At 64.7% G+C, this 22,853-nt stretch carries 23 protein-coding genes and 1 tRNA gene; 10 read left to right on the top strand and 14 right to left on the bottom strand.

Translation table 11 applies throughout. The annotated features are described in order from the left end of the window. Positions 1 to 164 precede the first annotated feature (164 nt). Together PAF12_RS04465 and PAF12_RS04460 are read left to right on the top strand one after the other, a co-directional pair. Entirely contained in the window at positions 165 to 1,730 is a 1,566-nt protein-coding gene (locus PAF12_RS04465; protein WP_271108799.1) for an alkaline phosphatase, read from the top strand. Between the two features lie 344 nt (positions 1,731 to 2,074). Then, positions 2,075 to 2,935: a D-amino-acid transaminase gene (locus tag PAF12_RS04460; RefSeq protein ID WP_271108798.1), complete on the top strand. Its 861-nt coding sequence runs from the start codon at positions 2,075 to 2,077 to the stop codon at positions 2,933 to 2,935. Positions 2,936 to 2,986: 51 nt separating this feature from the next. Here PAF12_RS04460 and PAF12_RS04455 read toward each other — a convergent pair whose 3' ends face one another. The 4 genes from PAF12_RS04455 to PAF12_RS04440 form a co-directional block, all read right to left on the bottom strand. Further along, positions 2,987 to 3,439 (bottom strand): DUF411 domain-containing protein, encoded by a 453-nt coding sequence (locus tag PAF12_RS04455; RefSeq protein ID WP_271108797.1) that lies wholly within the window; start codon positions 3,437 to 3,439, stop codon positions 2,987 to 2,989. A 71-nt stretch (positions 3,440 to 3,510) separates the two neighbouring features. Beyond that, positions 3,511 to 3,849 (bottom strand): hypothetical protein, encoded by a 339-nt coding sequence (locus PAF12_RS04450; protein ID WP_271108796.1) that lies wholly within the window; start codon positions 3,847 to 3,849, stop codon positions 3,511 to 3,513. An 83-nt stretch (positions 3,850 to 3,932) separates the two neighbouring features. Then, positions 3,933 to 5,132: an MFS transporter gene (locus PAF12_RS04445; RefSeq protein WP_271108795.1), complete on the bottom strand. Its 1,200-nt coding sequence runs from the start codon at positions 5,130 to 5,132 to the stop codon at positions 3,933 to 3,935. A 108-nt stretch (positions 5,133 to 5,240) separates the two neighbouring features. Further along, positions 5,241 to 6,275 (bottom strand): LacI family DNA-binding transcriptional regulator, encoded by a 1,035-nt coding sequence (locus tag PAF12_RS04440; RefSeq protein ID WP_271108794.1) that lies wholly within the window; start codon positions 6,273 to 6,275, stop codon positions 5,241 to 5,243. 96 nt (positions 6,276 to 6,371) lie between these two features. Here PAF12_RS04440 and PAF12_RS04435 point away from each other — a divergent pair. Both PAF12_RS04435 and PAF12_RS04430 read left to right on the top strand, forming a co-directional pair. Beyond that, a tRNA-Arg gene (locus PAF12_RS04435) sits at positions 6,372 to 6,448 on the top strand. Between the two features lie 52 nt (positions 6,449 to 6,500). Beyond that, a complete protein-coding gene (locus tag PAF12_RS04430) occupies positions 6,501 to 7,490 on the top strand; it encodes a P1 family peptidase (protein WP_271108793.1) in 990 nt (329 codons plus the stop codon). Between the two features lie 162 nt (positions 7,491 to 7,652). On the opposite strand, the gene PAF12_RS04425 is transcribed toward PAF12_RS04430, so the two are convergent. Beyond that, positions 7,653 to 8,399: a DUF1013 domain-containing protein gene (locus tag PAF12_RS04425; protein WP_271108792.1), complete on the bottom strand. Its 747-nt coding sequence runs from the start codon at positions 8,397 to 8,399 to the stop codon at positions 7,653 to 7,655. Positions 8,400 to 8,672: 273 nt separating this feature from the next. Between PAF12_RS04425 and PAF12_RS04420 the strand changes: the two genes are divergently transcribed. After that, positions 8,673 to 9,314 carry a ribonuclease T2 gene (locus PAF12_RS04420; RefSeq protein ID WP_271108791.1) on the top strand — a complete coding sequence of 214 codons (642 nt, stop codon included), beginning with the start codon at positions 8,673 to 8,675 and terminating at the stop codon, positions 9,312 to 9,314. Between the two features lie 12 nt (positions 9,315 to 9,326). Here the strand turns inward: PAF12_RS04420 and PAF12_RS04415 are convergent, their stop codons facing one another. Together PAF12_RS04415 and PAF12_RS04410 are read right to left on the bottom strand one after the other, a co-directional pair. Then, positions 9,327 to 10,319 carry an NAD(P)H-quinone oxidoreductase gene (locus tag PAF12_RS04415; protein WP_271108790.1) on the bottom strand — a complete coding sequence of 331 codons (993 nt, stop codon included), beginning with the start codon at positions 10,317 to 10,319 and terminating at the stop codon, positions 9,327 to 9,329. Beyond that, positions 10,316 to 10,960, bottom strand: coding sequence for a COQ9 family protein (locus PAF12_RS04410; protein ID WP_271108789.1), 645 nt, complete (start codon positions 10,958 to 10,960; stop codon positions 10,316 to 10,318). Before PAF12_RS04410 ends, PAF12_RS04415 begins: the two co-directional genes overlap by 4 nt. A 96-nt stretch (positions 10,961 to 11,056) precedes the next feature. Between PAF12_RS04410 and rpsU the strand changes: the two genes are divergently transcribed. The 3 genes from rpsU to PAF12_RS04395 all read left to right on the top strand — a co-directional run bounded on the left by rpsU (position 11,057) and on the right by PAF12_RS04395 (position 12,299). Then, entirely contained in the window at positions 11,057 to 11,263 is a 207-nt protein-coding gene (gene rpsU / locus PAF12_RS04405; RefSeq protein WP_090524370.1) for a 30S ribosomal protein S21, read from the top strand. A gap of 210 nt (positions 11,264 to 11,473) precedes the next feature. Then, complete coding sequence (locus tag PAF12_RS04400; protein WP_271108788.1) at positions 11,474 to 11,917, top strand: META domain-containing protein; 444 nt, start codon at positions 11,474 to 11,476, stop codon at positions 11,915 to 11,917. A 22-nt stretch (positions 11,918 to 11,939) separates the two neighbouring features. Then, positions 11,940 to 12,299 carry an META domain-containing protein gene (locus PAF12_RS04395; RefSeq protein WP_271108787.1) on the top strand — a complete coding sequence of 120 codons (360 nt, stop codon included), beginning with the start codon at positions 11,940 to 11,942 and terminating at the stop codon, positions 12,297 to 12,299. On the opposite strand, the gene recO is transcribed toward PAF12_RS04395, so the two are convergent. Then, positions 12,286 to 12,999, bottom strand: a complete 714-nt coding sequence (recO, locus tag PAF12_RS04390; RefSeq protein ID WP_271108786.1) for a DNA repair protein RecO — start codon at positions 12,997 to 12,999, stop codon at positions 12,286 to 12,288. The genes PAF12_RS04395 and recO overlap by 14 nt on opposite strands. Next, entirely contained in the window at positions 12,999 to 13,466 is a 468-nt protein-coding gene (locus tag PAF12_RS04385) for a YbaK/EbsC family protein (RefSeq protein ID WP_271108785.1), read from the bottom strand. Before PAF12_RS04385 ends, recO begins: the two co-directional genes overlap by 1 nt. Positions 13,467 to 13,506: 40 nt before the next feature. Here PAF12_RS04385 and PAF12_RS04380 point away from each other — a divergent pair, with 40 nt between their 5' ends. Then, positions 13,507 to 13,833, top strand: coding sequence for a hypothetical protein (locus PAF12_RS04380; RefSeq protein ID WP_271108784.1), 327 nt, complete (start codon positions 13,507 to 13,509; stop codon positions 13,831 to 13,833). A 103-nt stretch (positions 13,834 to 13,936) separates the two neighbouring features. Next, positions 13,937 to 15,199, top strand: coding sequence for a lytic murein transglycosylase (locus PAF12_RS04375; protein WP_271108783.1), 1,263 nt, complete (start codon positions 13,937 to 13,939; stop codon positions 15,197 to 15,199). Positions 15,200 to 15,296: 97 nt separating this feature from the next. On the opposite strand, the gene PAF12_RS04370 is transcribed toward PAF12_RS04375, so the two are convergent. The 5 genes from PAF12_RS04370 to dusB form a co-directional block, all read right to left on the bottom strand. After that, the gene (locus tag PAF12_RS04370; protein ID WP_271108782.1) at positions 15,297 to 16,679 is read right to left on the bottom strand and encodes a sigma-54 dependent transcriptional regulator; all 1,383 of its coding nucleotides are present in this window, start codon (positions 16,677 to 16,679) and stop codon (positions 15,297 to 15,299) included. Next, on the bottom strand, positions 16,676 to 18,940 hold the full coding sequence (locus PAF12_RS04365) for a PAS domain-containing sensor histidine kinase (protein ID WP_271108781.1): 2,265 nt from the start codon (positions 18,938 to 18,940) through the stop codon (positions 16,676 to 16,678). The genes PAF12_RS04370 and PAF12_RS04365 overlap by 4 nt, the downstream gene beginning before the upstream one ends. An 84-nt stretch (positions 18,941 to 19,024) precedes the next feature. After that, positions 19,025 to 20,461, bottom strand: a complete 1,437-nt coding sequence (locus tag PAF12_RS04360) for a sigma-54 dependent transcriptional regulator (RefSeq protein WP_271108780.1) — start codon at positions 20,459 to 20,461, stop codon at positions 19,025 to 19,027. 3 nt (positions 20,462 to 20,464) lie between these two features. Then, on the bottom strand, positions 20,465 to 21,574 hold the full coding sequence (locus PAF12_RS04355; protein WP_271108779.1) for a nitrogen regulation protein NR(II): 1,110 nt from the start codon (positions 21,572 to 21,574) through the stop codon (positions 20,465 to 20,467). Then, positions 21,571 to 22,599, bottom strand: a complete 1,029-nt coding sequence (gene dusB / locus PAF12_RS04350) for a tRNA dihydrouridine synthase DusB (protein WP_271108778.1) — start codon at positions 22,597 to 22,599, stop codon at positions 21,571 to 21,573. The genes PAF12_RS04355 and dusB overlap by 4 nt, the downstream gene beginning before the upstream one ends. Positions 22,600 to 22,853 lie beyond the last annotated feature (254 nt).

The raw sequence follows: 22,853 nt of genomic DNA, 5'->3' as shown, positions 1-22,853 counted from the left end.
GCACACGGCTGGTTGAACGTTCCGACACGGTTTCGGGAATGGGTTGTGAACGGCACCGAATGCCGGCAAGACCCCGCCCGCCGTTACCGAAGCGCCACATTCGCGACCTATCCTTGCCCATGCCCGCCTTTGTTTTCGGGCAGTTAGTCAGCAAGGAGCCAGCTATGTCGTCCCGCCTCATCCTGCCCCGCCTGTCGCGCCGCGCCGTTCTCGGCACCGGCGCCGCCTTCGCCGCATCGCTCGCCATGCCCGCCATCTCGCGGGCGCAAAACCGCCCGGTCTTCGGTCATGGCGTGCAATCCGGCGATCCGACCGCCTCCAGCGGCGTCGTCTGGACCCGGCCCGACCGCCCCTCTCGCGTGGTGCTGGAAATGGCCACCACCGAAAGCTTCGACAACGCCACCCGCGTCGCCGCGATGGACGCGCTGCCCGATTCGGACATGGCGGTCAAAGCCATGCTGACCGACCTGCCCGCCGATCAGCGGATCTTCTACCGCTTCACCGCCGCCGATCTGTCCGACATCAACAATGTCTCCGAACCCGTCATCGGCCAGTTCCGCACCGCGCCGACCGAAAAGCGCAATATCCGCTTCGTCTGGTCGGGCGACACCGCCGGTCAGGGCTGGGGCATCGACGAAAACGGCATGCGTACCTACGCCACCATGTCGCAGCACGAGCCCGACTTTATGATCCATTCCGGCGACACCATCTATGCCGACGGCCCGATGACTGAGGAACAGGAATATGACGGCGGCGTATGGAAGAACACCGTCCTGACCGACGAGGTCCGCAAGGTTGCCGAAACCCTCGACGAATATCGCGGGCGCTACAAATACAACATGCTGGACGAACATGTCCGCGCCTTCAACGCCATGACCCCAATCTACTACCAGTGGGACGACCACGAGGTCACCAATAACTGGTCCCCGGGCAAGGATCTGTCGGGCGACGACCGCTATACGGAAAAATCCATCGCCCTGCTCTCGGCCCGCGGCGGCCGCGCCTTCCACGAGATGAACCCGATCTCCTACACCCCGGCGGAACCGGGCCGCGTCTTCCGCAAGATGTCCTACGGCCCCTCGCTCGACATCTTCTTCCTCGACCTGCGCAGCTACCGCCCGGCCAATAATGACGGCATGCAGGAAGAGATCACGCCGGAAGCCATCGTGCTGGGCCAGCGTCAGGTCGCCTGGCTGAAGGATGCGCTGAAGACCTCCACCGCGACGTGGAAAGTCATCGCCTGCGACATGCCGATCAGCATCGTCGTCTGGGACAATTTTGCCGATGCCTCGGGCGTCGAAGCCGTCGCCAATGGCGAGGATGGTCCCGCCAAAGGCCGTGAGCTGGAATTCGCCGATTTGCTGCGCTTCATCCGCGACGAAAGCATCCGCAACACGGTCTGGCTGACCGCAGATGTCCACTACACTGCCGCGAATCACTACAGCCCGGACCGCGCCCAGTTCCAGGAATTCAATCCGTTCTGGGAATTTGTCTCCGGCCCGTTGCACGCCGGCACCTTCGGCCCGAACGCGATGGACATGACTTTCGGCCCGAAAGTGGAGTTCGTGAAGGCCCCTGAGGAGGGTCAGGTCAACCTGCCGCCCTCCGCCGGTTTGCAGTTTTTCGGCATCGTCGACATTGACGGCGAGAGCGAACAAATGACCGTTCGCCTCATGGATGTCGCGGATTCGGAGCTGTGGTCGATCACGCTAGACCCTGAAATGGCGTAACTTTTCTACCCTCAGCCGTCCCCGCCCGGTGCGGGGGCGACCCCTGCGGACAGCGCGCAAATCCGCGCCACCCGACCGGCCCGGCCCTGCCCGCAGGCCGCGTCCGCCAAAACGAAACAGACCCTCCGCCGTAAAGCGAAGGGTCTGTCTCCTCCCGCATTCGGGTGTCGGGCCTCCCCGCCTGAACACCCTGCGTTTTTCGTGGCCGGACATTTTGTCGCCCGACAATGGATCACTTCTGCATGATCCAAGGGCAAGCTGTCAACTATCTGTCAAAATCTCGCCGCTTGACGGAGGCCGGGCAGCAGCGCATGACAGGCCCCAGGTCAGAGAAGGAGCCCGCCATGTCCCGCATCGTCTATCTCAACGGCGACTATCTTCCCGAACAGGACGCCAGGATTTCGATCTTCGACCGTGGCTTCGTCATGGCCGATGCCGTCTACGAAGTTGTCAGCGTGCTCGGCGGCAAGCTGATCGATTTCGCCGGCCATCAGGCGCGGCTCAAACGCTCCCTCGACGCGCTGGAGATCGGCAATCCGCTTCCCGATGACGACTATCTGGCGATGTTCCGCGAGCTCGTCACCCGGAACGAGATCACCGACGGCATGATCTATCTTCAGGTCACGCGCGGCAATCCCGGCGACCGCGATTTCGCCTACCCGCCCGCCGACACCCCGCAGACCGTCGTTGCCTTCACCCAATCGAAACCCGGACTTGCCGACAGCCCTGCTGCGGCAAAAGGCTGGAAGGTCGTGACCGAGCCCGACGAACGCTGGGGCCGCCGCGACATCAAGACGACCCAGCTCCTCTACCCCTCGATGGCGAAGATGGCGGCCAAGGCAAAAGGCGCTGACGACGCTTGGCTGGTGGAGGACGGCAAGATCACCGAAGGCACCTCCAACAACGCCTATATCGTCAAGGGCAACACCATCATCACCCGCGAACTCAGCCGCGACATCCTGCACGGCATCACCCGTGCCGCCGTGCTGCGCCTCGCCCGCGAGGCCCAGATGCAGGTGGAGGAACGCGGCTTCACCCCCGAAGAAGCAAGCGAGGCGGACGAGGCTTTCGTCACCTCCGCCTCCGCCTTCGTGATGCCGGTCGTCGCCATCGACGGCAAACAGATCGGCAATGGCGCACCGGGCAAAATCGCCGCCCGGCTGCGCGAAATCTATCTCGATGAGATGCGCAAAACCGCAATCTGACCGTCAGAAACGGCAAGCAGCGGCGGGGCAACAGACCCCGCCGCCGCCCGATTACTTGCCGACCCGCTGATAAAGCGCGCCCCGGCCCGCATCGCCGCCAAAGGCGACCACGTCATAGCGCGCGGCAGGGTCATCCCCCATCCCCGGCGATCCGGCAGGCATGCCCGGAACCGCGATCCCGGTGATCTCCGGGCGCTCTTCCAGCAGGCGCGCCACGGCGTCGAACGGCACATGACCTTCGATCACATAGCCGTCGATCTCGACCGTGTGGCAGGACCAGAACTCCTCCGGCACGTCCAGCCCGTCCTTGATCGAGACCATGTCGTTTTCCACGACGGTCTCGACCGCGTAACCGGCCTCCTCCGCCAGATCGGCCCATGCGGTGCAGCAGCCGCAATACGGGTCTTTATGCACCACCATCTCGGTCGCCTCATCCTCGGCACCGAACACAGGCATCGCCAGAACGACCAGAACAGCCGCGATTCCAACAGTTTTCTTTGTCATGTCATTTTTCCCATAGATTTGACTTCACATGCGCCACACCGGGCGCAGATCATATTTTTATGATTTCAAAATCAGATCGTTATGGGCGGTTTCTGCGGAAAATCCGGGTTGCGTCCCGCCAGATTTTCTTCCGAGAACCGAAGCCGCGCCGCGCCCTTGGCGGCGATCCGCAACGATGCCGTGTTATCAAGGCTCAGCCCGGTCAGCAAATGACAGGACACGCTTTGATGCGACGCCGCCTCGCAGCAATCCTGTGCAACCTCCGTCAGCCCGGCGATCATGTCATCCGGGACAGCCGTCGCCTCAGCGCCGCCATCCATGCCCGCCATGCCGGTTTCCCCGGCACTCATCAGATGAGCCGGGGCCAGCATCAGCGTCACAACAAGGATCAGGCGCAGGATCAAGGTCATGGGCGTTATGTAGCGTCGGCACAGCGCCCCGGCAACGCCTCCGATGTCGCACCCGGTCACGGTTGGGAGAGTTCGCCGCGACGTTACTTCCCCGAATGCGCCGGTGCCACCCGCAAAAGCGGCGCCATCAGCACCGCCCCCAATACCAGCAGCGCCAGCAACCCGAAGGACGCCCGCAACCCGGCAAGCTGGGCCACGAAGCCGACCACAGGCGGCCCCAGCAGCAAGCCGCCATATCCCACGGTCGCAACACTCGCCAGCGCCGGACCGGGCGCAATCTCGGGATCGTTCGCGGCGCGGGAAAACACCAGCGGCATCAGCACCGCATAGCCGATCCCGACCAGCGCAAACCCGGCCAGCGCCACCCACAGATTGCCGGTCAGCATCACGATCACCAGCCCGATACAGGCGATGATCCCGCTTGCCCTTGTCGCGCCGACCGGCCCGAAGCGCTGCACGACCGCGCCCCCGGCCAGCCGAGTCAGCACCATCGTCACGCTGAACACGGCATAGCCAAGTGCTGCCTGCGCCTCGGTCGCCGTGGTGAAGGCTTCCAAAAACACCGCACTCCAATCCGCCATCGCCCCCTCTCCCATCGAAGAGGCAAATGCGATCAGCCCGACCAGCAGAAGCCGCCCCTTCGGCAGGATGAAGATATTGCGTGTCCCGTCCTCTGCCGCGCGCCGCGCGGGCATCTCGCCGCGCTGCGGGATCATCAGGAGCAGCGCGGATACCCCGCCGATCAGCGCGACGAACAGGAAATGCGGAAACGGGGCGAGCCCCATTTGAACCGCGACAAACCCGCTCGCCGCACCCAAGCCGGCGCCGAGGCTGAACATGGCGTGAAAGATCGACATGACGGATTGTTCCAGCCGCCGCTCCACCCGCGCCGCCCAGCCATTCATCGCCACATCCATCGCCCCATGCATGGCCCCGAAAACGAACAGCGCAGCACCGAAGAGCAGCGGCGTCGGCGCAAGCGACAGCCCGACCAGCGCCGGGCAATAAATCATCGCGCAGCCGATGGTGACCCGCTCCGGCCCCCAGCGTTCCGTCAGCGCGCCGGAAAACGGAAACGCCACAATAGCGCCACCCGCCAGCGCCAGCAGCAACAGCCCGAGCGTGGCGGGATCAAGCGCAAAGCCCTCCTTGAACACCGGCACCCGCGCGGCCCATGCCCCGAACAGCAAACCGTTCAGCATGAAGGCCGCGGTGACCGCCCACCAGCCCGCATCTCTCCAGAACCGGGCTTTCGCGCCGGGCCGCGTCGTCCTGTCTGACATGAATGCTCCCCTTCGCGCTTGGCGACCCGGCAGGCTGGCCGGAGGCGGCGCGGTGTACGATCTGTGTACGTCCTGTGTACAGGCTGTGTACGCGCTGTGCGGCGGTTTTCAGCCCGGCTGACGGTCCCCTCTGCGGATCGTGTCGCCCGGCAGGAAATGCGGCGTCAGCGCGATTTTTCCATCCTCCGGACGCGGATCGCGCCCCGCCACAATCCGCGCCGCGCGGCGACCGATATCGTCCCGCCTTGCATCTGTCGTCGCCAGCCGGATCGGCAATCCGTCCAGCAAATCCACGCCATTAAAGCCCGCAAGCCCCAGATTTCCGGGGATGTCGTAACCTTGTTCAAGGCACCAGATCAGCCCGCCCGCGCCAATCATGTCGTTGGAGTAATACAGGAAATCCAGATCCGGCACGCGGGTCAGGATCCGCTCCGTCAGCTCCCGCCCCTTCGCCAGCGACGAACCACCCTGATAAAACTCCCGCGCCGCCAGTTTCACCCCCGCCTCCGCCAGCGATTCTTCCAGCCCCGCAAGGCGTTTCTTGGCCCGATGGTCCTCCGGCATATGGGTGCCGATAAAGCCGATCCGGCGGTATCCCGCGCCCAGAATCTCCGCCGCCATCTGCCGCCCTGCCGCGAGATGCGAAATCCCGACCGCACAGTCGATCGCATCGCCATCGACATCCATGATCTCCACCACCGGCACCGAAGCCGCCGCCAGCATCGCCCGCGACGCCTCGTTATGCTCCAGCCCCGCCAGGATCACGCCCGAGGGCCGCCAGGACAGCATGTCATAAAGCACCGATTCCTCGCGCGAGAGCGAGTAATTCGTGACCCCGATCACAGGTTGCAGCGGCGTATCGTCCAGCTCGGCGGAAATCCCGGTCAGCACATCAGGAAACACCAGATTGGACAGCGACGGGATGACGATGGCAACCAGATTGACGCGCTGACTGGCCAGCCCGCCGGCGATCATATTCGGCACATAACCAAGCGCCTTCGCCGCATTCAGCACCTTCTCGCGCGTCGTGGCAGAGACATCCCCGCGATTGCGCAAGACCCGGCTGACCGTCATTTCCGACACACCCGAGGCCTCGGACACGTCACGAAGCGTCAGCGGGCGATTTTTATTGCGTGGCGACATGTTAATGATCCAGTTGACCAGCCAGAGTTAGCGCATGACATGCCAACAGGGCAAGCATCTTGCCAAACGCCGCCGAGACCGTCAGAAAGCACCCAAGGCCCCGTGGCTCAACTGGATAGAGCAGCCCCCTCCTAAGGGGCAGGTTGCAGGTTCAAATCCTGCCGGGGTCACCAACGCTATTCCTGAGCCGCCCTCAAGGACGCCACCTATCCAGACGGAGCGCATATGAAGCCCGGAGCACGAAATCTGATCACCGATGTCGCAGGCCTGCGGGTCGGGAATGCCGGTGACGGCGATTTGCGGTCGGGGAGCACGGTTCTGACCGCTGACGAGCCCTTCGCGGCCTCGGTGCATGTGATGGGTGGGGCGCCAGGCAGCCGGGAGACGGATCTGCTCGCACCCGACAAGCTTGTCGAAGGGGTGGACGCGATTTTCCTGTCCGGCGGTTCGGCCTTCGGGTTGTCAGCGGGCGATGGCGTGATGGAGGGGCTGCGGGCCATGGGGCGCGGCTTTGCCGTCGGTGATGTCCGGGTGCCGATCGTGCCGGGCGCGATTGTGTTCGACCTGTTGAATGGTGGCGACAAGGCATGGCGGCAGAACCCCTACCCCGCACTTGGCCGGGCGGCCCTTGACGCGGCGGCGAGTGATTTCAGCATCGGCAGCGCCGGTGCCGGGATCGGCGCGATGACCGGGCGGCTGAAAGGCGGGCTGGGCTCTGCCTCTGCCGTGCTGGACAGCGGCATCACGGTCGGGGCGCTTGTGGTGGTGAACGCGCTCGGCTCCGCGACGGTCGGGGGCGGGCGGCATTTCTGGGCCGCACCGTGGGAGATGGACGGGGAGTTCGGCGGTCTTGGTCCGGCGCAGCAGCACATGCCGCAAACCGAACCCTTGCCGGAGAAACGGCTGGGCGAGGCCACCACCATCGCCATTGTCGCGACCGATGCAGCACTCAGCAAACCGGCGCTGAAGCGGCTCGCGACCGTGGCCCATGACGGCATGGCCCGTGCCTTGGTGCCCAGCCATACGCCGTTGGACGGCGATCTGATCTTTGCGGTTTCGACCGGGGCGCGGCAGATGCAGGACCCGCTGGCCGATCAGTTCGGCCTCGGCCACGCCGCGGCAAGCTGTCTGGCGCGCGCGATTGCGCGCGGCGTTCATGCGGCGACATCAGCCCCGGGCGACCTGCAACCTTGCTGGGGTGATCTTCAAACCTAAAAAGACGGGACCGGTGGCCCCGCCTTTCCGAGACGCTAAGAGGGAACTCAGCGTTGCCATAATAACGCATACCGGCGAGATCGGGTTCAAAATATGCAGAAAATTTAACATATCCGAACGGTTACGCGGCGTTTCTTACCCTCCGACTCAGTTATAACGATCTTAATCCTCGTCTTCGTCGTCCTCGTCCTTGTTCGGAAGCGAGAAGAAGCTTTCGGCATCCAGTTCACGCTCTGGCTGCTGATCCTCGTCATCCTTGGACAGCGAGAAATTCTCCAGCCCGGCGATGGCGCTTGGCAGGCGCGGCTCGTCCTCCATCGAGAGCGAGGTTTCCGTGGACACCAGCTTGCGCCGCTCGTCATCGGACATCACGCCGCCCTCGGCCTCGCGCTTCTTCGCGGCTTTCTGAACCGCCGCATCAAGCTCCGTCTGCTTCGCCAGTCCAAGCGCGACCGGGTCGATCGGCTGGATATTCTGGATGTTCCAGTGGGTCCGCTCGCGGATCGCCTGAATGGTCGGTTTGGTCGTTCCGACCAGCTTGGCGATCTGGGAATCGGCCAGTTCGGGATGGAACTTGACCAGCCACAGGATCGCCGCAGGGCGGTCCTGGCGCTTCGACAGCGGCGTATAGCGCGGGCCGCGACGCTTTTCCTCGCCCTCGGCTGCGGGGTTGTGCTTCAGTCTCAGCTTGTAGGCGGGGTCCTTCTCGCCCTTGTCGATCTCCGCCTGATCGAGCTGGTGCGAGGCGATCGGATCGAAGCCTTTCACACCCGTTGCCACGTCGCCATCGGCAATGCCCTGCACCTCAAGCTCATGCAGCCCGCAGAAATCGGCGATCTGCTTGAAGCTGAGCGTGGTGTTATCTATCAGCCAGACGGCGGTGGCTTTGGCCATCAGCGGTTTGTTCATCGGATCACTCCTTACGCATATCTCTCCCGGCCGGGAAAACGGCTTTTTGGCGGCTGCCAGTCCACGTTTTCGGAGGGAATTGCGCGACTATATACGCGCTCACCCGGTCGAGGAAAAGGCCCTTTCGCGCTTAAAACGCCGCTTTTGCCCGTTCATCCTGGCACAAATATCCATCTCGCCAGCACAACCCGTCTTGTGCATAAACCACATCAGACAGCGATAGCCACAAGCCCCTTCTGCCGCTAAGACGACAATGCCCGACCGGAGTTTCCCATGCGTTTGCCCGCCCTGATCGTCGCCCTGACCGCCATGCTGACCCTGCCCGCCATCGGGCAGTCGCACCGGGCGGGGGAGTTCGATTACTACGTCATGGCGCTGAGCTGGTCGCCAAGCTGGTGCCGCTCCGCCGGGGATCAGCGCGAGGCGACGCAATGCGATGCGGGCCGCAAGGTCGATTTCGTGCTGCACGGGCTGTGGCCGCAATACGAGGACGGCTGGCCGGAGAATTGCCGCACCAGTGAACGCGACCCGTCACGCCGCGACAGCCAGGCAATGGAGGATATCATGGGCTCTGGCGGGCTGGCCTGGTATCAGTGGCAGAAGCATGGGCGTTGCAGCGGGTTGTCGGCCTCCGGCTATTACGCGGCATCGCGCGAGGCGTTCAACTCCATCACCCTGCCGGAATATTTCGTCGATCTCGACAAGGATATCTCTATCCCGCCGGAACTGATCGAGCAGGCATTCATCGAGTACAACCCCGATCTGACCGCCGACGGCATCACCGTGACCTGCCGCAACGAGGACCTGCAGGAGGTCCGCATCTGCCTGACCCGCGATCTGGAGCCGCGCGAATGCGGGCAGGATGTGCGGACCGATTGCAGCCGCGACGCGGTCATCATGGAAAAGGTGCGTTAAGCCTCCCCCGGATCAGTCGCCAGCCACGCGCAGCAGGATCTTGCCGATGTGATCGCTGCTTTCCATCCGGCGATGCGCTTCGGCGGCGTCTGCCAGATCGAATTCGCTGTCGATCAGCACCCGGACCTTCCCGGCCGCGATCAACGGCCAGAGATTGCCGCGAAGCTCCCGCGCGATCCGCGCCTTGGCCGCATCCGACTGGGGCCGCAGGGTGGAGCCGGTGATGGTCAGCCGCCGCATCATCAGATGGGCGAAATTGATCTCCGCTTTCGGGCCTTGCAGGAAGGCGATCTGCACCAGCCTGCCGTCCATATCCAGCGATTTCAGGTTTTTCGCGATATAGTCGCCCCCGACCATGTCGAGGATCAGGTTTGCGCCCCCCGCATCGCGCATGATCTTGACGAAATCCTGCGTGCGGTAGTTGATTGCCGTCGCACCCAGCCCCTCGCAGGCGGCGCATTTTTCGTCGGAACCCGCCGTCGCCCACACCCTTGCACCAAGCGCGACCGCGACCTGTATCGCCATCGTGCCGATCCCCGATGATCCGCCATGGACCAGAAACCGTTCCCCGGCCTGCAACCCGCCGCGCATGACCACGTTTGACCAGACCGTGTATGCCGTCTCCGGCAGGGCGGCGGCGTCCTTCAGCGTCATACTGTCCGGGATGGGCAGCGCATGGCTGTGGTGGCAGGCGACATATTCCGCATAGCCCCCGCCCGGCAGCAGCGCACAGACCTTGTCGCCGGGCTTCCAGCCGCTGACGCCGCTGCCGATGGCGACGATTTCGCCCGCCCCTTCCAGCCCCGGCAGATCGGAGGCACCGGGCGGCGGCGCGTAATTCCCCTGCCGCTGCGCCACATCGGGACGGTTCACCCCGGCATAAGCCAGCCGGATGACGATCTGGCCGTGACCGGGCATCGGGACAGGCCGCCGGACCTCCTTCAGCACATCCGGCGCGCCCGGCTGAGTTATTTCGATGGCACGCATGGAATCGGGCAGGCTCATGATTTCGGCTCCGTCCCGGTCGATTTGGGGGCACGGATCCAGCCGGTTGCCAGATCCGCCATCATCGCGACGCCGGGGATTTTACGCGCCGAGGCCTTTATTTTTTCGAACCGCATCACCCCGTCAATCCGGCGGTCGATGAATCCGCGCGTGTCGGCATGATCCTCCGACAGATCGCCCAGCCAATAGAGCACGCTGGCCGAATAGACCGCCGACAGCGTCGCCCGTTTGGAATACCAGTTCACATCGCGCGAGGTGTCGTCCAGCCCGCTCCAGATCGTATCGGCGGTTTCCCAGACCAGCTTCGCCGCAAGCGGCTGGTTCTGCGGCAGCGCCAGCAGCGATGAGGCCGCGCGCACCAGCTCGGCATCCGCAATCGCCAGCCGCTGCCAGATGGCAGAAGCGATCCGCTCCCGTATCTTGCCGGGCGGGGCGGTTTCCATCCACGCCGCCAGTTCCGCATCGCCGCGACGGTGGATCCACGCCGCCAGATCCGGCCCGCCATTCGGAAAGAAGGCGGGGACCACATCTTCGGACATCCCCAGATCACGCGCCGCCGCCCGCAAGGCAGCCGCATTCATTCCATCAAAGGGCACATGCGCAATCGCGGCCTCGGCAAGTCTGTCGCGTGTGTCGGTCATCGTTATCTCCGGACTGGACAAGCAGGGATATTCGCACTATATGAGCGCTTCCTGCAATTTCGATCAACTCTAACCTAGGAAGGTGGTGACAACCACATGCAGGTGAACGTTCGCGACAACAACGTCGAACAGGCGATGCGCGCCCTGAAGAAGAAACTTCAGCGCGAAGGCGTGTTCCGTGAGATGAAGCTTCGGCAGCATTTCGAGAAACCGTCCGTCAAGAAGGCCCGTGAAAAGGCCGAGGCCGTGCGCCGCGCCCGCAAGCTGGCCCGTAAAAAGGCACAGCGCGAAGGCGCTCTGTAAGGCGAAGCGAACCGATTTGAGGTTCAAAGACCCCCGCTGGCCCGGCCTGCGGGGGTCTTGCTTTTGTGGCCGGATGGCTGGGCAGCGTCTACCCTTGCGGGCGGTCGGACGCTGACCGGCGGCGCGTGCCGCGCCTTGTTACCGGGCGAGGAGAATCCCGGGCGGGGCAAATCACGGGTGATCTGGTTTTCCCCCGCAGGCGAAGCGGCTATGATCCGCCAAACGACTGGATACCGCATGACCCGCCTGACCTGCCTTGCAACCGCCGCGCTGTTGAGCGCCTGCACCGCCGCGACCGTGCCGGAGGGCGAGCGTATCGACGGGATCGACTGGAAAATGACAAGGCTCAACGGCTTACCTTGGGGGCATGACGTCTCGTTGCGCATCGACGGCGACCGGCTGACCGGGGTTCTGCCCTGCAATGTCTATTCCGGCGCGCAATCCGGAACCCCGCCCGCTTTCGGGGCGCGCGCGCTTTCGGTGACGGAACTCGCCTGCGCCGATCCGGCGCGACAACGGGCAGAGGCGGAGTATCTGGCGCTTTTGCCGCGCGCGGAGGTGATCGAACGTGACGGCAACCGCCTTGTGCTCAGCGGTCCCGATCTGCAAATGACATTTGAACCAAGAGAGGCAAGAGGCGATGACGTTTTTTAAACTGACAGCAGCAATTGGCATTATGGCTTTGGCAGCATGCAGCGACACCGACACGACCAGCGGTCCGACAGCGGCCGATCTTCAGGGCAGTTTCAATCTGGTCGATATCGACGGCGCACCGATCACCGGCTCCGCGACGCTGGAGATCGAGGGCGCGCGGCTTGGCGGTCAGGGGCCGTGCAACGTCTATGGCGCGGATAATATGGCGGAATGGCCCGCCGTCGACCTCGGCCCGATTGCCGTGACGCGCCGCGCCTGCATCGACATGACCGGCGAGGCGATTTTCCTCAACGCGCTTGAGCAGGTGGATAAGGTCGAACTCGGCGCAGACGGGCTGACGCTGTCCGGCCCCGATCACGTCATGCGGTTCAGCCCCGCGTAAGCCGGGCCACCAGCCGGTCACGGGCGGCTGGCAGGGGTTTGCCAACATGCGACCCCGCCAGCCAGCCATGCAAAAAATGCCCGGTCAGGCGCAGCGCATGTGACATATCGTCATTGCTGGGCGGCCCGCCGAGCATTTGCGGCAGGCGCAGCAGGCGCGGCGCATATTCGCCTGCCGCCTCAGCCGTGACGGCGCGCCCGGAATTGGGGCTGACATAGGACAGCCCCTGCCGCGCGCCGGTCACCGCGCATTGCGTGAGGTCGAGACCGAAGCCCATCTCCTCCAGCAGCCGCATTTCCCAATGCACATAATCCCCCGCCCAGTCGGCCCCGGCATCCATTGCGTCCCAGAGCGCCTCTGACGTTCGGGCCAAAACCGGATGCGGATCGCGTTCCGGCAGGGCAAAGCGCAGCAGGGCTGCGGTCGCGTTCATCCCGTCCAGAGCCGCGGCATTTTGCAGCAGCCCCGGCCGCGCCCCGGCGGGTTCGGCGGAGAATGTGCCAAGCTGATCCTCGTTCCGTGCCCGCCAGGTGACGGCAACGCGGTTTCCCGGCTGCAACACGGCCGCCCGCTTCCGCGAGGCCCCGCCCGGCACCATGCCGCTGACCCGCCCGGCGTCCTCGGTGAGAATATCCAGCAGCACCGCATGTTCCCCATGCGGCCGGCGCGAGATCACCGTGCCCTCGCCCCGCCACTCCATCAGGCGGTGAAATCCGCCATTTGCGCGGCGCTGACGCGGATCAGATCGGCGGGCGAGATCGCAAAGACATGTCGCGGGGTTCCGGCAGCGGCCCAGACCACGTCGAACTCGGTCAGGCGCGGGTCAAGATAGGCGGCGATTTCGGACAGATGCCCAAGCGGCGCGACCCCGCCAATGGCAAAGCCGGTCTCCGCCCGGATCAGCGCGGCATCCGCCTTGCCAAGCTTCTGACCCGCAATCGCTGTCGCCTTCTCCGCATCGACCCGGTTGCCGCCAGCAGTCAGAAACAGCACGACATGGCCGCTGTCTTCACCACGGAAAATGATCGACTTGGCGATCTGGTCGATCCCGCAACCAACCGCCGCCGCCGCATCCGCAGCCGTGCGCGCATCGCCCACCTCGCGGATTTCGGTCTCGATCCCCGCATCCTTCAGGGCCGCTTCGACCCTTGCCAAACTCTTGCTCATCCAGCACTCCCTTGTTGAGGGCGAAGTTAAGGGGACGCGGATGGCGCAACAAGTCTATACGCTGCTGGTGCAGGTCGGGCGCACGAAAGAGGACGGCCTGCCGAAAGGCGCGACCGGGGCGGCGCTGCTGTGCTACGCCTCCGGCATCGACGAGGAGGAGGCGGTGCGCGAAACCGTCGCCATACTGAAACAGGCCGATCTGGCCCCGCTGGAGGTCACCGGCTACGGCACTGTCGCGGAACGCGAGGCCGAGGGGCACGAGATCGGCGCGGAGGATCGCGACCTCATGCAGCGGGCATTGGATGAAAATTCCGTCATCATCGCGCAGATGGACCCGCTCTTCGACAGGCCGGACAAGCAAAAGTGATACGCGGCATTCCGCCCGGCGGGCCTCAGCCGAACCAGAGTGTTTTCCTTGTGACGCGGCTGCGCTATCGTGGCGGCAAATCACCTTCAACGGGCAGGAAGCAATGAAAACAACCTATCTCAGACTGACGATGTCGGCGGCAGCCGTCGCTGTTCTGGCAGCATGTGGCGCAGCACCGGTCGGCTCCGTCTCCACAACCGGCGCGGGCACGGTGCCGGACCCGATCCCGCAGGCCTCCCCGGCGTCCGAGGCCGGTTTGCAGAACTGGATCCGGGGCTTCCGGTCGCGCGCCATCTCCTCCGGGGTCAGCCCGGCGGTGTATGACAACGCCATGAGCATCGCGCGCTACAACCCCGAGGTTATCCGGCTGGATCGCCGTCAGGCCGAGTTCAACCGACCCGTCTGGGAATATCTCGACAGCGCCGCCTCTGACAGCCGCACGACGAAGGGTCGCGGGCTGGCCGGGACCTATGCCGGGCTGCTGAACCAGATCGAAAACCGCTACGGCGTCGATAAATATATCGTCATGGCGATCTGGGGCATGGAGTCCAATTTCGGCGGCAATCGCGGCAAGATGCAGATCATCCCGTCGCTGGCAACGCTGGCCTATGACGGACGGCGGGGCGAGATGTTCTCGAACCAGCTGATCGCGGCGCTGAAGATCATTCAGGCGGGCGATGTGAACCCCTCGGGCATGTTGGGAAGCTGGGCCGGGGCCATGGGGCACACCCAGTTCATGCCGACCTCCTATCTGGCCTATGCGGTCGATTTCAACGGCGACGGACGCCGCGACATCTGGTCGGACGACCCGACGGATTCGCTGGCCTCGACCGCTGCCTATCTGAAACGCTCCGGCTGGGTCACCGGCCTTCCCGCTGTCGTCGAGGTGCGCTTGCCGCAAGGCTTCAATTACGGCCAGACCGGGCGCAGCAACACCAAATCGGGCAGCGCATGGGCGGCTCAGGGCGTGCGCGCCATCGACGGGCGCAGCCTGCCCTCGGGCGGGATCATCGCACCGGCGGGGCAGCAGGGTCCGGCCTTCCTCGTGACCCGCAACTTCATGGCGCTGCGGGCCTATAACGCCTCCGACAATTATTCGCTGGGCGTGGCCATGCTGGCCAACCGGATCAGCGGCGGGCCCGGCATCGTCGGCAGCTTCCCGCGCGCGGCGGGCTCGCTCACCCATAACCAGAAGGAAGAGGTGCAGCGGCGGCTGAACCGTCTGGGTTATAATGTCGGTGAACCGGACGGGGCCATCGGTGAAAACACGATTGCCGGGATCAAGGCATTCCAGCGCCGGATCGGGGTGGAGCCGGATGGTTACGCCAACACAACCCTGCTGAAGCAATTGCAGGACCGGACCTGAGACCGCAGGACCGGGGGCGCTGCCCCCGGACCCCCGGGATATTTCCGCCAGGATGAAGAGCGAAACCGGCGCGGCGTCATTGCCGCGCCGGTTTCGTTCAGGCGTTTTCTTCTTCCATGGCGCGGCCACCGACCACGCCGAGCGATTTCAGCTTGCGATGCAGCGCGCTGCGCTCCATGCCGACAAACTGGGCGGTGCGGCTGATATTGCCGCCGAAACGGTTGATCTGGTTGACCAGATATTCCCGCTCAAACAATTCGCGCGCTTCACGCAGCGGCAGGGCGGTGATGCGCGGACCGAGGGTGAGCGTATCCGCGCCCTCGCCCTCGGCGCTTTGTCCCTGCAACTCGGCGGGCTGGATCGGGCCGCTGTCTTCGGCCAGGATCAGCACCCGTTCGATCACGTTGCGAAGCTGGCGGATATTGCCGGGCCAATCCATTGCCTGAAGCGCGGTTTCGCTGTCCTCGGTCAGTTCGCGCACCGGCAGGCCCTGCTCCTCATGCACAAGCTGCATGAAGTGGCGGGCGAGCGACGGAATATCCTCGCGCCGTTCCGACAGCGACGGCACTGCGAGCGGGACGACATTCAACCGGTCATAAAGCTCCTGCCGGAACCGGCCCGCGGCGATTTCCGCGGGCAGGTCGCGATTGGTCGAGGAGATCACCCGCAGATCGACCCGCACCTTGTCGGAGCCGCCGGCGCGGGCAAATTGCTGTTCGGTCAGCACGCGCAGGATCTTGGGCTGGGTGCCGAGCGGCATATCGGCGACCTCGTCGAAATAGATCACGCCGCCATGCGCCTGTTCCAGCAGCCCCGGCTCCACCCCGCGATCGGGGGTTTCGCGGCCGAACAGCACCTCCTCCATCCGCTCCGGCTCGATCGTGGCGCAAGGGACGACGACAAAGGGGGCCTCTGCGCGCGGGCTGTGGGCGTGGATATAGCGGGCCGAGAGCTCCTTGCCCGCGCCGGGCTGGCCGGTCAGCATCACCCTGCCATTCGATTTCGACAGCTTGTCGAGCTGATCGCGCAGCCGCCGGAACGCCGCCGACGCGCCGAGCATCTCTGCCGGTTTCACATCGCCGCGCTTAAGCTGGGTGTTTTCGCGGCGAAGCCGGTTCGCCTCCATCGCGCGATTGATGACGACGAGAAGCTGGTCGATGTTGAAGGGTTTCTCGATGAAGTCATAGGCGCCCTGCCGGATGGCGGCGACGGCGATCTCGATATTGCCGTGGCCGGAGATGATGATCACCGGCACATCGGGGTTGTTGCGTTTGACCTGTTTGAGAATGTCGATCCCGTCCATCCGGCTGTCCTTCAGCCAGATATCGAGGATCATCAGCGCCGGTTCGGCCTCGTTCAGCGCCTCGACCGCCTCGTCGGAATTGGCGGCGAGGCGGGTGGCGAAGCCCTCGTCCTGAAGAATATCCGCAATCAGCTCACGGATATCCTTTTCGTCATCCACGATCAGAATATCGCTCATGTCACGTCCTGCTCTTTGTTTTTGCGCGCAATACGCACGGGGTTGCGTTCACGGGGCAGGCGCAGTTCGGCCAGCGCGCCGCGTTCTGGTGCATCGGTCAGAACAAAGCTGCCGCCATGTTCCTCGACGATCTTCTTGACGATTGGCAGACCCAGCCCGGTGCCGCCGGATTTCAGCGTCACATAAGGCTCGAACAGCCGGGTGCGGTCCTCGGGCAGTCCGGGGCCGTTATCGGTGATGCGGATCGCAACCGCATCGGGGCTTTCTTCCAGCGTGATATCGATGCGCGGCGACCACCCCTCCGGCGGTTCATCGCGCAGATCGTCAATCGCTTCGGAGGCGTTTTTCAGCAGATTGGTAAAGACCTGCGCCATCATCGTCGCATCGCAGTCGATCCGCACCGGGTCGGTCGGAATATCGGTGACCAGTTCGGCCCGCAGCGCGTCCTCCTGCAACAGCACGGTGTCGCGCAGCAGCTTGGCAATGTCGGTCTCGCGCCGGTCGGGTTCGGGCATCCGTGCGAAGCGGGAGAATTCGTCGATGATCCGGCGCAGATCGTTGGTCTGTCGGATAATCACTTCGACATAGGAATCGACCGACGCGCGTTCTTCCCCCTCGGGCACGATCTTGCTGAATTTGCGCCGCATCCGTTCGGCGGAAAGCTGGATCGGGGTCAGCGGGTTCTTGATCTCATGCGCAACCCGGCGGGCGACATCGCCCCAGGCCGCCATGCGCTGCGCGCTGACCAGTTCGGTCACATCGTCGAAGGCGACCACATAGCCCTCCAGCCCGCCATCGGCACCGTGACGCATCGCCAGCCGCACCAGCAGGCTTTCCATATGCCCGTCACGGACCAGCCGGATTTCGTCCTGCACCGAGTCGTTGACCGTGCCGGACAGCCGTTCCAGAAGCGGCGCGAATTCCGGCACGACCTCCCCCAGCGGACGGTCATGATCCCGCGCCGGATCGACCCCGACCATCCGCATGGCGGAGCGGTTCATGAAATCGACCTCGCCATTTTCATCCAGCCCGATAACGCCGGCGGTGATGCTGGACAGAACGGAATCGAACAGCCGCCGCTGTTCTTCGCTGGCCCGGTGCCCTTCGACAAGCTGATCGCGCTGCGCCTTGAGCTGGCGGGTCATGCGGTTGAAGCTTTGCCCGAGGGTCTGGATTTCATCGCCGGTATCCGCCTCGGGGATTTGCAGATCGAGATCGCCCTCACCGACACGCTCCGACGCCTCCGCCAGCCGCCCGATGGGCCGCGACAGCCGTTCGGCAAACCACAGCGCCAGCCACATGGCCGCCGCGATCAGCAGCAAAGCGAAACCCAGATAGACCAGCGAGAACTCGAACAGCAGCCGCCCGCGATCCTGCTCAAGCTGGCGGTATTCGCTGATGGTCTCGCGCGTGTCATCAAGCAGGCTCAGCAGCCGCCCGTCCACGTCACGCGCGACATACAGGAACCGGTCCGCCAAAGGCGGCAGCGCGACGAGGGCGCGGAAGGCGTTCTGGTCCCAATCCTCGATCAGCACCAGCCCGTCAGCCCGCGCACGGTCGAATTCCTCCGGCGAGGGACGCACATACCAGAAATCATAGGACCGCTCGCCGCGCGCATGAATGCTGCCCGCTGCATCGATCACATAGGCCTCGCGCAGGCCGCGCTGCGTGCCGGATTGCTGGGCGGTCATGATGACCCGCAATTCGCCATCGTCGATCAGCGGGTCAGCCGTGGCCGCGCGGCGCAGGACGGCGGCAATGTTCAGCGCGTCCTCGCTCAGGTCCTCGCGGTGCTCCTGCTGATAGGCAATCGCGGCGGATTGGGCGTTCGTCACCACCTCGCGCACGCGGTTGGAGAACCAGCCCTCCAGCCCGATATTGATGACCAGCCCGGCAAACAGCGCCACCAGCACCGTCGGCACCATTGCGATCAGCGCAAAAATCCCGACCAGCCGCGAATGCAGCCGCGATCCCGCGCGGGAGCGCCGCCGCGCCGCCGCCATCTGCGCCAGCCGCATCAGCACCAGCCCGAGAAGCACCAGCATATAAGCGAAATCGAGCACCAGCACGAAGCTGAGCCAGCGCGAACCGCCGGTGATCCCGACCGTGCCAAGCACGATGATCGTCAGCAAAGCCAGCACCGGCGCAGCAACGACCAGCACCAATGTCGCAGCGGTTCTCAGCCGCCGCTGGGCCGCGACCCGCGCCAGACGGTCAGCCAGACGCGATGCGCGCAATGTTGTCAGGCCGGATGCCGCCATGCCCCACTCTGCTCGGTTCTGCGCCGCTTCGGACCGGCGTCTTGTTGCAAAGGAGCGACGGATTACACGCCCCCTGTGACCGTTTTACATCACTCGGCGGCGGCGTGTCACCTGAATATTCAGTTCGCTGAGTTTCTTACGCAGCGTGTTCCGGTTGATCCCCAACAACTCGGCGCAGCGAAGCTGATTTCCCCCGGTCGCATCGAGCGAGATTTCCAGCAGCGGCACCTCGATTTCGCGGAGGATCCGGTCGTAAAGCCCCGGCGGCGGCAGGGAATCTCCGTGCAGGTCGAAATAGCGCTGCAGATGCTCCGCCACCGATCCCGAAAGCTGCGAGGCGCTGCCGCCCTGACCATCTGCTGCCTGCCGCGCCGCCGGATGACGCTGGGTGGACACGGTTTTGTGAAAAGCCGGCGGCGCGTCCTGCGCGCGCAGCTCATTCAGCTCCGCCAGCGTGACCGGCCCGGAACCTGTCAGGGCGAGCCGCCGGATCAGGTTTTCAAGCTGCCGGACATTGCCCGGGTAATCCATGTTGCGCAGTTCGGCCAGCGTGTCTTCCGGCAATTCCCGCGCCGCCAGCCCCTGACCGGCCGTGCGGGTCATCAGGTGCTGGGCCAGTGCGGGAATGTCATCGCGTCGGGCCGAGAGAGGTGGCACCGGGACCGTCGCCCCGGCGAGGCGGTAATAGAGATCGGGACGCAGCCGGTCCTCCTGCACATCGTCTTGCGGATCGGGTCCGGCGGTCGAGATCAGCCTTGGCCCGGTGCCGCGCCCGTCGGATTGCTCCAGCAACGCCAGCAATCTGGTCTGGGCGGTCGGTGAAAACCCCGCCGGGTTCTCGACCAGAAGCGTGCCGCCCTCAGCCTCGGCCAGGGCAGCGGACAGGCTGTCCGGCGCGCCGTCGGCTGGCGTGATGACGACAAGATTGGCATGGCTGCGTTCGGAAAACTCATGCAGGGCGCGCGCGATCGTCGTCTTGCCGACACCCGCCTGCCCGATCACCATGACCGGCAGATCGGCGTTGAGCAGCTTGGCCACCAGCCGGAACAGCGCCTGCATGGACGCCGCATGACCGATCAGCGGGAATTCGGGGTCGGCGGTTTCGGGATTGCGTGGCTGGGTCGGTTTCGGCTCCACCGTTAGTTCCGATTTCCGGGGGCGGCGCGACAGCGCCTCGCGCGCGCGCGCCAAAAGATCCGGCAGATCGAACGGTTTGGGCAGGTAATCGAACGCCTCCGCCTCCGTCGCGCGGATGGCCGTCACGATGGTGTTCTGCGCCGAGATCACGATGACCGGCAATTCGGGGCGCACACGGCGAATGCCCGGTATCAGGTCGATCCCGTTGCCATCCGGCATCATCACATCGGTGACGACCAGATCGCCCCGGCCCTCCTCGACCCATTTCATCAGTTGCTGAAGACTTCCTGTCGCATGAACCCGGCACCCGGCGCGGCTCAGCGCCTGGGTCAGCACGGTCCGGATGCTCCGGTCGTCATCTGCGATAAGAATGGTTCCGTCCATCGGTCAAGCCTTTGCCAGAGAGATGCGAAATACCGTCCGGCCCGGTCGCGACTCCACGCGCAACCAACCGCCATGATCGGTGATGATTTTGGAGACGAGGGCGAGGCCCAGCCCGGTGCCGTTTTCCCGCCCCGATACGAAGGGTTCGAAGATCTGCGCGGCGATGGCGTCGGGAATGCCGGGACCGTCATCCTCGATCTCCACCTGAAGCGGCAGCGCGCGGCCACGCGGACACTCGGCACTCGGCGCCAGCCTCAGCGCCCCGTCATAGAAGCTGCGGATGCGGATCAGCCGCCCATGACCGCCCTGCCCAAGGGCTTCTGCCGCGTTCTTGAGCAGGTTCAGCGCCACCTGCATAAGCTGATCGTCATCGCCAAGCGCGTGCGGCAGGGACGGATCATACTCCGTCACCACCTCAAGATTGCGGGCAAAGCCCAGCTCTGCCGAGCGGCGTGCGCGCTCCAGCACATCATGGAGATTGACCGGGCGGAGATCGGGGGCCGTGGTGTCCCCGAACCGCTCCACCTGATCGAGAAGCGAGACGATGCGCCGCGATTCCGCCACGATCAGATCGGTGAATTCGCGATCCTCCTCCGCCGCGCTCATCGACAGAAGCTGCGCCGCGCCGCGTATCCCGGCCAGCGGGTTCTTGATTTCATGGGCCAGCATATCCGCCATGCCGATGGCCTGACGCGCGGCCTTGCGGGCGGCATGTCCCGGCTCCATCCCGTCGGCGGCATCGGTCGGCGCAATCAGCACCGTAACGCCGTTTTCAACCTGATCCGGCGCGGGGCCAAGATGCACATCCCCGAAACGCGGGCTGTGACCGCCTGCCCGGTCGCCAAGCTCGAACCGGACGCGGGGCCGTCCCATCTGGCCCTGCTCCGCCCGCACACGTTCGATCAGCGGGCACAGGGCGGGGGTGACACGCATCCGCTGCTCGATCACCTCGTCACGCAGCCGATGACCAAGTGCGACGCGCCGCGACAGGTTCAGCCAAAGCTCGGCGGCATCGTTGATCCCGACCAGCCGGTCATCGCCGTCCAGCATCAGCCCGGGCAACGGAAGCGCATCGAAGCTGGGACCGGGCAGAAATGTCGCAGGCGTCGTCATGCGGCAACTTCCGCGCAAACAGAGGTCCCCGCACCCGGAGCATCCGCAAAGACATCCCGGATCAGGCGCAATGTTGCCGCCGGGGACGGCGCGCGGAACAGGGCCTGCTTGCCATCCGCCACGCCATTGGCGTCCGCATACCAGCCCAGATGCTTGCGCGCGACGCGCAGCCCCGGATCGGTGCCGTAGAACCCGATCATATCCTCGTAATGCGCCGCCACCAGGTCAGCGAGTGCAGCACCCCGCGGCACCTCCGGCGCTGCCGTGCCATGCAGCAGATGCGAAATCTCTGCCAGTTTCCACGGCGCACCCTGCGTGCCGCGCCCGATCATCACCGCCTCCGCCCCGGAGGCCGCAAGCGCCGCGCGGGCAGATTTCGCATCAACAATATCGCCATTCGCAACCAGCGGCGGACGACCGGGCAAATTCGCCACCTCCCGGATCGCCGCCCAGTCAGCCCGCCCCTTGTAGAACTGCGCCCGCGTCCGCCCGTGAACGGTCAGCATCTGCACACCCGCATCGCGCGCCCGCGACGCCAGCTCCGCCGCGTTCCGGCAATCGTCGTCCCAGCCAAGCCGCATCTTCAGCGTTACCGGCAGATCGACAGCGCCGACCACGGCGTCTATCAGCCCAAGCGCATGATCCAGATCCCGCATCAGCGCCGCACCGGACAGCCCGCCGGTCACCTTCTTGGCGGGGCAGCCCATATTGATGTCAATGATCCGCGCGCCCATTCCGGCGACGATCCGCGCCGTCTCGGCCATCGCGGCGGCCTCGCGCCCGGCGATCTGGACCGAGACCGCCGTTTCACCCTCCGTCAGCGCCTTTGCCCGCACGGAGGCGCGCGGCGAAGGCCGGCTGGTCACCATCTCGGTCGAGGCGACCATCTCGCTCACCACCAGACCGGCCCCGAAACGGGACACCACCCGGCGGAACGGCAGATCCGTGATCCCGGCCATCGGTGCCAGAAAAACCGGCGCGCCGAGTGTCACCTCCCCCAGGCTGATCGCGTGAAAACCGTTCATAGAACCCCTTGACCTATAGTTTACCTAACGCAGCCTGATGGGCGCGGTTGCAAGTTTATCGTGCAAATAACAGCAATCATGCCTGAGCAAACGCATATAAGTGATGAATATATGTGCAATTCAGGCAAATTGCACCCATCTTGTGCAGCGGCGAATTGCCGGACGTGCTATGGCGGAACCCGACCCGCTTGCCGGAACCGCCGGTTTAACGCTATTGCGGTAGAGAACAATGCGATGCACCGCCAACGAGATAA

The sequence above is a fragment of the Paracoccus sp. SCSIO 75233 genome, assembly GCF_027912675.1.
Classification (GTDB): Bacteria; Pseudomonadota; Alphaproteobacteria; order Rhodobacterales; family Rhodobacteraceae; genus Paracoccus.
The sequence above is the reverse complement of the archived record's forward strand: the minus strand, read 5'-3'. Positions and strand labels throughout refer to the sequence as shown.